The sequence below is a fragment of the Salipiger marinus genome, from assembly GCF_035481585.1.
Lineage (GTDB): Bacteria > Pseudomonadota > Alphaproteobacteria > Rhodobacterales > Rhodobacteraceae > Salipiger > Salipiger marinus.
Window position 1 is genome coordinate 222,593 of the sequence record NZ_JAYKSL010000008.1, and the last position, 10,375, is coordinate 232,967.

Here is a 10,375-nt window from a genome sequence, read left to right on the forward strand (position 1 = left end):
AAGGGTGCGGCGGTCTCAGGGAGGAGGAGAGAGACCGCCGCGCATCGAACGCCCCAGGGAGGAGGAGAGGGGCTCCGAAACTCTTGGGGCCTTGCGGCCCCGGTATGAGGGTGCGGCGGTCTCAGGGAGGAGGAGAGAGATCGCCGCGCATCGAACGCCCCAGGGAGGAGGAGAGGGGCGCCGAAGCTCTTGAGGCCTTGCGGCCCCGGTATCTGTTTTCGGCGGCAGCCTCAGGGAGGAGGAGAGAGACCGCCGCGCATCAAACGCCCCAGGGAGGAGGAGAGGGGCTCCGAAACTCTTGGGGCCTTGCGGCCCCGGGAGGAGGGTGCGGCGGTCTCAGGGAGGAGGAGAGAGATCGCCGCGCATCGAACGCCCCAGGGAGGAGGAGAGGGGCTCCGAAGCTCTTGAGGCCTTGCGGCCCCGGTATCTGTTTTCGGCGGCAGCCTCAGGGAGGAGGAGAGAGACTGCCGCCGGACCGCTCCGGCTCAGGGAGGAGGAGAGAGCCGGAGGGTATTCGAAATCTTACGCCTCGTAGGCGGCCTGATAGGCGATCCGGCGGATCATGGAGCGGTGCAGCCCCAGATCGCTCAGTTCGCGGTTGCTCAGGGCGCCAAGTTCGCGGATGGTCTGGCGATAGAGCTTGCGCCGTGCCAGAGCGTCGCGGAGGCGGGCGACCAGACCGGCGGTCCGGCCTTCAAGTGCGCCGTGTGCGTGAGTGCTGTGTTCGGTTGCATATGCCATCGTCTTGTCTTTCGTCTGCGGACCGTTGTGGTCCTGCGCTGTCTGTTGAGCCATAGATGGGGCATATGCTGCAGTTGCACAATCCCGTTGCTGGGCAATGCCGCTATGCAGCGGATGCATGGACAAAAACGCATCCTTTCGAGCGAAAGCAAACGGTTAAGCGTAAGGATTGGGCGGAAGACGGACGAGAATTGCGCGCCACGCAGGGCGACCCTACGTCAGCCCTGCAGTAGAGGAAGGGAAGAACCCATGACACAATTGTCAGACGCTATCAGAGAGGTGCTTGCGGGCTTCGATCTGCCCGATGGCGGCACGCTGGTCTCGCGCGACATGATTCGTGCGCTCACCACCGAGGACGGCCATGTGCGTTTCGTGATCGAAGCGCCGAGCCCCGAAATCGCCCGGGTCATGGAGCCGATGCGCGCCGCCGCCGAACGCGCCGTGGCGGCGCTGCCCGGGGTGGCCACGGTCAAGGTGGCGCTCACCGCCCATTCCGCGCCCAAGGCGCCGTCGCTGAAGATCGGCGGCCACGCGCAGCCGCAGGAGGGCCGCATGGCACCGCCGGGGGTCAAGCGCCTGATCGCCATCGGCTCGGGCAAGGGCGGCGTGGGCAAGTCCACGGTGTCGTCGAACCTTGCCGTGGCGCTGGCGCGGGCGGGCAAGCGGGTGGGGCTGCTCGATGCCGACATCCACGGCCCGTCGCAGCCGCGCATGTTCGGCATCTCGCGCCGCCCGGCCAGTCCCGATGGCAAGACGATCATCCCTCTCTCGGCGCATGGCGTCACGCTCATGTCCATCGGCTTCATGCTCCCCGAGGACAAGGCGGTGGTCTGGCGCGGCCCGATGCTGATGGGCGCGCTGCAGCAGATGCTGATGCAGGTGGAATGGGGCGAGCTTGACGTGCTGCTGATCGACCTGCCGCCGGGCACCGGCGACGTGCAGCTGTCGCTGGGTCAGAAATCCGACCTGACCGGCGCCATCGTGGTCTCGACCCCGCAGGACGTGGCGCTGATCGACGCCAAGAAGGCGCTGGATGCCTTCGCCACGCTCAAGGTGCCGGTGCTGGGCCTGATCGAGAACATGAGCACCTTTCACTGCCCGAACTGCGGGCACGAGGCGCATATCTTCGGCCATGGCGGCGTCGCCGCCGAAGCCTCGCGGCTCGGCCTGCCGGTGCTGGCCGATCTGCCCATCGATCTGGACACAAGGCTGGCCGGGGATGCGGGCACGCCGGTGGCGCTTGGCGAGGGTCCGATGGCACAGGCCTATGCCACGCTGGCGCGCCGGATGATCGACACCGGCGTGGTCTGACCACAGTCCCGCGCCCGGCGCTTCCAGCGGCCCCAAATATCCCGGGGGAGCCCCCGCAGGGGGCGGGGGCAGAGCCCCCGTCCTGCCCCGCCGCCACGGGCCCGGCTCAGGCGGGTTTGCGCCACTGCAGCAGCAGATCCAGCACCAGCGCCGCCGGATCGACATTGACGGCGCGGGCATGGCGGGCGCGTTCGCCCGCCTCCTGCGCCAGCTGCGCCCAGGCCCGGCCCGCCGCGGCGCTGGGGGCCAGACGGCGCAGGATCTCCGCCTCACGCGGGGCGGCTTCCACCTGCGGCCCGGCCCCGGTGACCCCGGTGCGCGCCAGCCGCGCCATCAGCCGGTCGGTCAGGGTCAGCAGCTGGTCCAGCCGCGCCTCGTTGCCGCGCCCGGCGGTGGCCTCGCCAAGCGCCATGGCTTTCTGCCGGTCAAGCCGGGGCAGGCTGTCCGCCAGCGCCACCAGATCGGCATAAAGCTTCAGCCCGTCCTGTCCCAGCAGCCGCAGCGCCTCGCCCACCGACCCGGCGGACAGCTCGGCCAGCGCCGCAGCCTCCTGCGGGGCGACTTCTGCCCCAGCCTGTGCCAGCGCCTGCGTCATCTCTGCCGCATCGAGCGGCATCAGCCGCAATTCGCGGCAGCGAGAGCGGATGGTGGGCAGCAGCCGCGACGGCTGGTGGCTGACCATCAGCAGCGTGGTGCGGGCGGGCGGCTCCTCCAGCAGCTTCAGGATGGCATTGGCGGCGTTGGGGTTCATCTCGTCGGCGGCATCCACGATGACCACGCGCCGCCCGCCATCGGTGGCCGACAGGGTAAAGAACCGCTTCAGCGCGCGCACTTCTTCCACGGTGATGACGCCGCGCAGCCGCTTGGTCTTGTCGTCCCAGCCGCGCCGCAGCAGATGCAGGCGCGGCTCTGACAGGGCGCGCAGGCGATGGATCACCGGATGATCCGGCGCCACGTCCAGACTGGCGGGCGGGGGCGGGGCGCCGAACAGCCCGTCCTCTTCGGCCGGATCCGGGGCCGTCAGCAGAAAGGCGGCGATGCGCCATGCCAGCGTGGCCTTGCCCACGCCGCGCGGTCCGCTCAGCAGCCAGCCGTGATGCAGCCGCCCCGAGGCGAAGGCAGCCAGAAAATCCGCCTCGGCGCGGGCCTGACCATAGACCCGCGCGGTGTCGCGCGGATGCGGCGCGCCGTCGACGCGGTCGGCTTCGGGCAGATCCTCGGCGCTCATGCCGGGTGCCGCGCGTCAAGGCTGGCGCGGATCTCGGCGGCCACCACCTCGGGGGTGCGGGCGCCGTCGATGACCACGACGCGCTGCGGAAACTCCCGCGCCAGCGCCAGAAAGCCCGCGCGCAGCCGCTGCTGCAGGCCAAGGCCAAAATCCTCGAACCGTTCCTCGGCGGTGGCGCGGGCCTTGGCGCGGGTCAGCGCCGCCTGCGGATCCATGTCGATGAGAAAGGTCAGATCCGGCTCCAGCCCGATCATCAGCCGGTGCAGCGCATCCACCGTGCCGCGCAGATCCTCGCGGCGCAGGCCCTGATACATGCGGGTGCTGTCGGCGAAGCGGTCGCAGATCACCGTCTGCCCTGCGGCGAGCGCAGGCCGGATCGTGCGTTCCAGATGGTCGCGCCGCGCGGCGGTGAACAGCAGCAGTTCGGTTTCCGCCGACCAGCGGTCCGGCGCCCCCTGCAGCACCAGCGCGCGGATCTCCTCCGCCCCCGCGGAGCCGCCGGGCTCGCGCGTCAGCACCACCTCGCGGCCCCGGGCGCGCAGGCTTTCGGCCAGATGCCGCGCCTGCGTCGACTTGCCGGACCCGTCGATGCCCTCGAAGCTGACAAAAAGCCCAGGGGCGGTCACATCGCCTCCGGCTCGGGCGCAGGCTCCTGCAGGCGGTTCACCAGCACCGAGCTGACGGTCATCATGCGCTTCAGGAACCCGCCCGAGGGCACGTCCTCGGCAGCAAACAGCGGCACGCGATGCTCGGGCAGGCCTTCGGGGCGGATGATCAGCTCGGCCAGCTGCTGGCCCGCCGCGATGGGGGCGCGCAGCGGTCCGGTATAGACCACTTCGGCGCCAAGCTCGGTGCCCGGCGTCACCGGGATCAGCAGATCCACATCCTCGCGCGCCACCAGCCCCACGCTGTCCTCGTCGCCCAGCCAGACCTGCGCGCGGGCGATCTCGTTGCCCTGTTCCACCAGCTTGCGCTCGGCGAACTGCCGGAAGGCCCAGTTGACGATGGCCTCGCTTTCCTCGGCCCGGGCGCGTTCGCTCTCCAGCCCGGAAATGGCAAAGATCACCCGGCGCTCGCCCTGCCGGGCAGAGCCCACCAGACCATAGCCCGCCTCTTCGGTATGGCCGGTCTTCAGCCCGTCGGCGCCGATGTCCAGCGCCAGCAGCGGGTTGCGGTTGTTGACGTTGGAAGGCGCGCGGCCATCAAACTCGAAGCGGCGTTCGGCGAACATCGGATAGAATTCGGGGAAATCCTCGATGATGCGCCGCGCCAGCAGCGACAGATCCCGCACCGACATCACATGCCCGTCGGCGGGCCAGCCAGAGGCGTTTTCGAACTGCGATCCGGTCATGCCAAGCTGCTGCGCGCGGCGGGTCATCAGATCGGCAAACCCCGCCTCGGTGCCGTTGGGCGACAGCGCCTCGGCGATCACGGCACAGGCGTCATTGCCCGACAGCACGATGATGCCGCGCAGCAGATCCTCCACCCGGACCCGGTCGGTGGTGTTGAGAAACATGGTCGAGCCGCCATAGGACATGGCGTGTTCCGACACTGGCAGTTCCTCGTCGAGCTTCAGGCGGCCATCGCGCACCGCCTCGAAGGCCATGTACAGCGTCATCAGCTTGGACATCGACGCGGGCGGCAGGCTTTCATCGGCATTCTTGGCCAGCAGCACCGTGCCGGTGGTGTAATCCAGCACGAACGCGGCGCGGGCGCTGGTGTCGAAGGCCTGCGCGGTTCCTGCCATCAGGGCCAGCGCGGCGGCGCCCATCAGGCAGCGGCGAAGGGATCGGATCATGCGGCAGCTCCTCTGCGTCTGGCCCCGGGTTGCGGCGGGGGCGTCAGTTGGTGACGGCATAGGCGTCGGTAAAGCTCGCCTCCTTGATCTTGGCAAGCACGGCGTCAAGGTCGGACTGGGTCTGTGCGGGGCCGACCAGCACGCGCCAGAAGGTCTTGCCCGAGCTTTCCTGACGGCGCACCTCGGGAACCATGCCGGCCTGCCGCATGGAGTCGGCGGTGTTTTCGGCGTTCTGCTCGACGCTGAAGATGCCGATCTGCACATAGGGCCGCGCCAGCGCGGAGGCGGGACGCGGGGCAGGGGGGGCGGCCACGGGCGGCGGCGCGGAAAGGTCGGCAGCCTCCGGCGCGGTCTCGGCGGCAGCGGCGGCGGGGGCCGGGTCCAGCGGCGCCTCGGTCACGTCGGGGGCTTCGGGCATGGCGCCCTCGCCAAGGCCAGCGGCGGCGGGCAGGGCAGCGGGATCCTCCGCCGTCTCCTCGCGGCGCAGCGCCACCACATTCAGCTCGACCGGCTGGCCCGCCAGCATGCCGATGGCGGCGGCGGCATCCGAGGACACCTGCAGCGCGGGGCCGGGGCTCATGCGTTCGCGGCGGAACAGTGCGCCGATGACAAACTGACCGTTGCTTTCGTTGCGGATGATGACCCGCTCGGGCTCGGTCACGTCGGGATGGGCCACCCAGACCCCGCCCAGCGACGGACGCCCGTCCCAGAGCCCGGCTTCGGTCGCCTGAAAGATCTCGGGGGCTTCGATGTCGCGCTCCACCATGCGCGGCGCCTGCGGTCCCTCGGAGGTGGCAGAGGATCCGCCGCCCTTCAGGAAGCCGGGCATCTGCCCCTCGGAGCAGCCGCCCAGCAGCGCCAGCGCCAGTGCCAGACAGGTGCCTGCGCGCAGGCCTGCGCGTGCGGTTCCGTTGCTTTCGACCATGTGTCACCCCCTGCCTGAACCGCGTCCGGACGGGGCCTCGCGGCCTTGCCCGGATCGCACCGCCGGTCTGCGCCGGTCTTTGGACGTCTGTTGATCCGCGCCGTGCCGATTGCCTCTGCGCACCCTGACCGGGCCCGCTTTTGCGCGCAGAGTAACGGCTGGCCCGCCCCAAGAAAAGACTGCAAACTCCGCATGCGCGGATTTTCCCGTCTGCCCGCAGCGCCACGGCTTTCGCCGGAACGGCCTGCCGGGCGAGCCGCCTGCCTTGCGTCTGCTAGGTGGCCTGCGGCACGCTCCGTCCCCACAGAAGTCCGCCCCGCCCGCAGCCCCGCCTGCCGCCAGATTTTTGCGCCATTTTGTGCGACAGAGATTGCCCCACCCCCGCCCAAGCCCTTGGCCCCGCGGCTGGATGTGCTATAGCGCAACGCCAGCCGAGAGGCGAAGCGGATGGGTGGCCGAGTGGTTTAAGGCTCTAGTCTTGAAAACTAGCGTGCGGGGAACCGTACCGTGGGTTCGAATCCCACCCCATCCGCCATCATCCTTGTTACGAACACGGACAGGCGCCCCATGCGGCGCGGAAATAGTCGTGTTTTCAAAGGGCTTTGCCTCCCCCATGCGAACCCCTGAGACTGGGCGCCAGGCCCGTTCCGGGCTCTGAACGGCGGTTCTTCTCTGTTCGAGCGAACCTGTAACTGGACAGAAACATGGGGATCTCTGAGGCCTGAGGCTGGAAAAGCCGTCGCTACTGATCGTTGTAGCGTGACACGAAATTTTTCAGTGTTTGACAGGGATATTTGCAGCAAAGCATTTTCGCGCTGGGCGGCTTGAACGGAGCCTTCAACGCCCCGTTCAAGTCCTGCCACGACTCAACCGATCCCGTAGGCCGAGGCGAAGAAGGCATCGACGCGGGCGCGCTCTGCTGCGGCGGTGCTGGCCAGCAGGTCGGTATCCCAGATCATCAGATCGGAGATGTGACCGCTCCAGAGCCCACTGCCGGGGGTGTCGCCCAGCACCGTGGCGCTGCTGACGGTCGGATCGCTGCCGATGCCCGCAACCGCCGCGCCGCCATTGACGGCAATCCGCGTGACCGATGTGCCGTCATAGGAGGCGAGGACCGAAAACCAGTCGCCAAACCCGGTGAAGGGGATGTCGGTGTTGTTGGTGCCGCCGCAGCGCAGGCGCAGGGTCTCGGTGCCGATCCGCCCGAGATAGAAGGTCTGCCCGCTGCCCGCCCCCACCAGCATGCGCAGCGCCGATGTCAGATCATCAAGCCGCGCCACCACCGCAATCGTCCAGGCGCCGGTCCAGGGCAGGTTTGCCCCGGACATGCCGTAGGTATCGCCGTTCGCATCGTCGAACAGCGCCGCCGGAAAGGAGCCAAGCGCCGCATCGGCGAGGGTGGCACCGCCGCCGCGCGGGGTCAGGACGCGCCCGCTGCCCGCCCGGTCGGTCCAGCTGTCGATGGTGTCGCCGGTCAGATCGACATGGGCGGCATCGGCCTGGAACCAGTGCTGCAGGGTCCCGGACGCCAGCAGCCCGGCGGCGAGGCTTTCCCCCACCGGCAGCGCGGTGTTGGTGAATAGAGTGTCGAGGCGGATGCCGGACATGGTTGTCTCTCCTAAGATCAGATCACCGCCACGCGTTGACGGCAGATGTAGAAGCGGAGTTCACGGGTGGTGAACTCGGTATAGCCCGCCCAGCAGCGTGTTGATCGAAATCGCTGCCTCATCCAGAGCCTCGGGAATATCGGCCGGGTCACCGCCCACGGTGATCGACAAGGTCGGCGTCATCGGGCCCGCAACGCCCTGGGGCGAAACTGCATGTGCCCTGATCTCCAGAACAGTGCCGTAATCATAGGCGGGTGGACATCGTCACTGCAGAAGTCGTCATCGGGATGCACCTGTTCAAAGACATCGCCGGGGCATTCCGGGATGCCTTCGGCGGCCGCAGCCAGACGATGCAGCACGGGCTTAGGGATGCGCGGAAGGCAGCTTTGAAGGAACTGCGGCTCGAAGCCCTGGCGCTCGGCGCCGACGCGGTGGTGGGCGTCGATCTCGACTATTCGGAGATTTCAGGTGGCGGAAAGTCGATGCTCTTCCTGGTCGCCAGCGGCACTGCGGTGACCCTCAGCGGCAGCTCTGATTTCGGGTCGTAGGCGATCCGGACCAATCTCAAAAACACCTGGAGGAACCCAACATGGACGATTCGATCAAGAAGCAGCTTAAGAGGCACTTTGGGGTTCGGGACGGCGCTTCGACGCAGGGTTCGCTTCCGATCGCCTTTGACCCTCGCCGTGTGACGGGCTCGCAGCAACCGCTGAAAAGCGAACTGCAGCCCGTCACCAAGCCCAAGCCCAAACCTAAGGGCTAGGCCGGCCTCGACACATCTATGCGGGCGATTTCCGACGACGGGATAAGGCTTAGCTCATAGCCCCAAGAACTGCGCTCGGGGTCGAATGGCTCGACCTGATCCCAGTCTTCAGCCCCGGGCTTGAGGACGTCGGTGACATAGAGCGCGACCGATCCGTCCGGCCCGAAGAGGCACGGGCCCATCGGCGCATCGTTGAACTTGGCAAGCTCCTCGCACATCAGTGACCTGCCATCCTTGAGGCAGACGACAAGACGGGTCGGAGCCTTCAGATCCCGGGCCAGCATGCTGCGCCAGACATCGGGCTGCCCGTCGTGATCCGAAACCGAGCAGGCGCGCAAAGCTTTGTATGTCGAGGCCTGACCCCACCTGCGCCAGACGACAGCGATCAGCAGGCTTGCCGCCGCTGATCCGAGGCCGATGGACCATACCGGGACATCCGGCGCCGCTTGCGCCGTGAGCTGCATCGACAGCTTGGCTATAGCAGCGAAGGCAAGGCTGATGAAGGTCACGTCGATCGTCGAATGATGCGCGTCACGTCCGATGAACGCGATCCGGTAGGAGGCGTATCCGGCCGCAAGCAGCAGCAGGACATCGAAGGGGAGATCGAGAAGAACTTTAACCTGGTCCATGGGGACCTCCTGCGGGCTGGTTGGTGCGTCTCATCAAGGTGAGCTTATCGGAATACTTACCCCTCTCCGCCCCCAAACCTGTCCAGCGTCCGAAAATCAGTTGCATGTTCGGCAAGGGAGCGCCAGCAGGCGCGATCCCTTCATGTTACTGATTTTCTGTCATAAACTGGAACATGCAAATGCCAGGGCGAACATGCAAACGCAGTTGCATGTTCCAAAGCGCACCTCCGCGCGCCCAAAGGCCCATCGGGGCTGCTGAAAGCCTTGTTTTACTGAGGTTTCAGGGGCACCGTGGCCTTCGTCCTTGGAGGTCACCAGACGCCCTTCACGGCCGGTCTAAAGGGCGTTTTCAGGTTTACTGAATGACACGCCCGAGGCGGGCTCGACCGGGGGCTTTATGGCCTGAAACGCCTTGTTTTCTTGGCCATCCGGAAACTTCCAGCCTCAGTCGGCCTCTTCCGGGAACACTGTAATAATGTCTGTCAAACAACAATCGTCAGGTGTCGCAAGCCGTCGGAGCCTTGTAAATAAGGGCTTTTACCCCGCAGAAGGCGTCCGTTGAGCCTTGACCTACCCAGAAGTCACATTGCGTCTCGTTTGAGCTGCGGACAGAATTAGGGGGTACGCGGACCGAGATGTTGGTTCCTCTACATCCAACGTAAACCCGCTTTATCTACGTATTTTCCTTATTTTTATGGCTTCGGTGCCTATCGGTTGGCCGAGCAAGGATCCTTGAACGTGGAACTGATGCAAACCTTTTCGAATATGGTTAAAAGTTAAGTATTTTCAATAGCTTGAATGTCGTCAACTTCAGAAGGGAGCTCGCATCTTCGACGATTAAGGGCGTTTTCTCGGAACTTAGCGGCCCGACAGTTCAAAGTTTTTATTTATCAATATGTTAATTTAGACTTACCCAAGTCTCTGTAGATCGAGCCATGCACAAACCGCAGGTGTGTATGGGCGTGTCCAGGGCTACCCACACACACTTTACGCGTCCTCAGTTCACCCGATCCCGTAGGCCGAGGCGAAGAAGGCATCGAGGCGGGCGTGCTCTGCGGGGGCAGCGCTGGCCAGCAGGTCGATATCCCAGATCATCAGGTCGGAGATGTGGCCGCTCCAGAGCCCGCTGCCGGGGGTGGCGCCCAGCACCGTGGCGCTGCTGACGGCCGGATCGCTGCCGGTGCCCGCAACCGCCGCACTGAACCTCTCCGGGTTTGCCGGAGGCTGATTTCGGTTAGTTGCGCAGCCATGGCTTCAGTTTCCAGAACTGCATGTAAATGCTGGATCAAAATTCCCCAGAAGTGCTGGCGCAAAATTCCCCACCTAACGGGTTCGGGGATCAGCCGTGCAGGTGATTGGCACCTCCGCTTTTG

General features: G+C 66.3%; 11 protein-coding genes and 1 tRNA gene. 4 read left to right on the top strand and 8 right to left on the bottom strand.

What is annotated here, in order from left to right; translation table 11 throughout:
* Positions 1-522: 522 nt before the first annotated feature.
* A complete protein-coding gene (locus VK682_RS13055; RefSeq protein WP_089844434.1) occupies positions 523-741 on the bottom strand; it encodes a DUF1127 domain-containing protein in 219 nt (72 codons plus the stop codon).
* Between the two features lie 249 nt (positions 742-990).
* Between VK682_RS13055 and VK682_RS13060 the strand changes: the two genes are divergently transcribed.
* A complete protein-coding gene (locus tag VK682_RS13060) occupies positions 991-2,052 on the top strand; it encodes an Mrp/NBP35 family ATP-binding protein (protein WP_324782039.1) in 1,062 nt (353 codons plus the stop codon).
* Positions 2,053-2,158: 106 nt separating this feature from the next.
* Here VK682_RS13060 and VK682_RS13065 read toward each other — a convergent pair whose 3' ends face one another.
* Genes VK682_RS13065 through VK682_RS13080 form a run of 4 tightly spaced genes read right to left on the bottom strand, consistent with a single transcriptional unit; the run spans position 2,159 to position 6,003 of the window.
* On the bottom strand, positions 2,159-3,280 hold the full coding sequence (locus tag VK682_RS13065; RefSeq protein WP_230797118.1) for a DNA polymerase III subunit delta': 1,122 nt from the start codon (positions 3,278-3,280) through the stop codon (positions 2,159-2,161).
* A complete protein-coding gene (gene tmk, locus VK682_RS13070) occupies positions 3,277-3,906 on the bottom strand; it encodes a dTMP kinase (protein ID WP_230797117.1) in 630 nt (209 codons plus the stop codon). The genes VK682_RS13065 and tmk overlap by 4 nt, the downstream gene beginning before the upstream one ends.
* On the bottom strand, positions 3,903-5,078 hold the full coding sequence (locus tag VK682_RS13075; RefSeq protein ID WP_089844426.1) for a D-alanyl-D-alanine carboxypeptidase family protein: 1,176 nt from the start codon (positions 5,076-5,078) through the stop codon (positions 3,903-3,905). The genes tmk and VK682_RS13075 overlap by 4 nt, the downstream gene beginning before the upstream one ends.
* Before the next feature lie 43 nt (positions 5,079-5,121).
* On the bottom strand, positions 5,122-6,003 hold the full coding sequence (locus VK682_RS13080; RefSeq protein WP_324782040.1) for an SPOR domain-containing protein: 882 nt from the start codon (positions 6,001-6,003) through the stop codon (positions 5,122-5,124).
* Between the two features lie 445 nt (positions 6,004-6,448).
* On the opposite strand from VK682_RS13080, the gene VK682_RS13085 reads away from it, so the two are divergent.
* Positions 6,449-6,538, top strand: a tRNA-Ser gene (locus VK682_RS13085).
* 331 nt (positions 6,539-6,869) lie between these two features.
* Here the strand turns inward: VK682_RS13085 and VK682_RS13090 are convergent.
* Positions 6,870-7,610: a LamG-like jellyroll fold domain-containing protein gene (locus tag VK682_RS13090; RefSeq protein ID WP_230797115.1), complete on the bottom strand. Its 741-nt coding sequence runs from the start codon at positions 7,608-7,610 to the stop codon at positions 6,870-6,872.
* Between the two features lie 254 nt (positions 7,611-7,864).
* Between VK682_RS13090 and VK682_RS13095 the strand changes: the two genes are divergently transcribed.
* A complete protein-coding gene (locus VK682_RS13095; protein WP_324782041.1) occupies positions 7,865-8,158 on the top strand; it encodes a YbjQ family protein in 294 nt (97 codons plus the stop codon).
* Positions 8,159-8,199: 41 nt separating this feature from the next.
* Positions 8,200-8,373 (top strand): hypothetical protein, encoded by a 174-nt coding sequence (locus tag VK682_RS13100; RefSeq protein WP_230797113.1) that lies wholly within the window; start codon positions 8,200-8,202, stop codon positions 8,371-8,373.
* Here VK682_RS13100 and VK682_RS13105 read toward each other — a convergent pair.
* Positions 8,370-9,002 carry a hypothetical protein gene (locus VK682_RS13105; RefSeq protein WP_230797112.1) on the bottom strand — a complete coding sequence of 211 codons (633 nt, stop codon included), beginning with the start codon at positions 9,000-9,002 and terminating at the stop codon, positions 8,370-8,372. The genes VK682_RS13100 and VK682_RS13105 overlap by 4 nt on opposite strands.
* Positions 9,003-10,004: 1,002 nt before the next feature.
* Positions 10,005-10,151, bottom strand: a complete 147-nt coding sequence (locus tag VK682_RS13110) for a hypothetical protein (protein ID WP_324782042.1) — start codon at positions 10,149-10,151, stop codon at positions 10,005-10,007.
* Between the last annotated feature and the right edge of the window lie 224 nt (positions 10,152-10,375).

Coding starts and splice junctions, on each gene's coding strand:
- VK682_RS13055 (WP_089844434.1), bottom strand. CDS start 741: ATGGCATATGCAACCGAACACAGCACTCACGCACACGGCGCACTTGAA.
- VK682_RS13060 (WP_324782039.1), top strand. CDS start 991: ATGACACAATTGTCAGACGCTATCAGAGAGGTGCTTGCGGGCTTCGAT.
- VK682_RS13065 (WP_230797118.1), bottom strand. CDS start 3,280: ATGAGCGCCGAGGATCTGCCCGAAGCCGACCGCGTCGACGGCGCGCCG.
- VK682_RS13075 (WP_089844426.1), bottom strand. CDS start 5,078: ATGATCCGATCCCTTCGCCGCTGCCTGATGGGCGCCGCCGCGCTGGCC.
- VK682_RS13080 (WP_324782040.1), bottom strand. CDS start 6,003: ATGGTCGAAAGCAACGGAACCGCACGCGCAGGCCTGCGCGCAGGCACC.
- VK682_RS13090 (WP_230797115.1), bottom strand. CDS start 7,610: ATGTCCGGCATCCGCCTCGACACTCTATTCACCAACACCGCGCTGCCG.
- VK682_RS13100 (WP_230797113.1), top strand. CDS start 8,200: ATGGACGATTCGATCAAGAAGCAGCTTAAGAGGCACTTTGGGGTTCGG.
- VK682_RS13105 (WP_230797112.1), bottom strand. CDS start 9,002: ATGGACCAGGTTAAAGTTCTTCTCGATCTCCCCTTCGATGTCCTGCTG.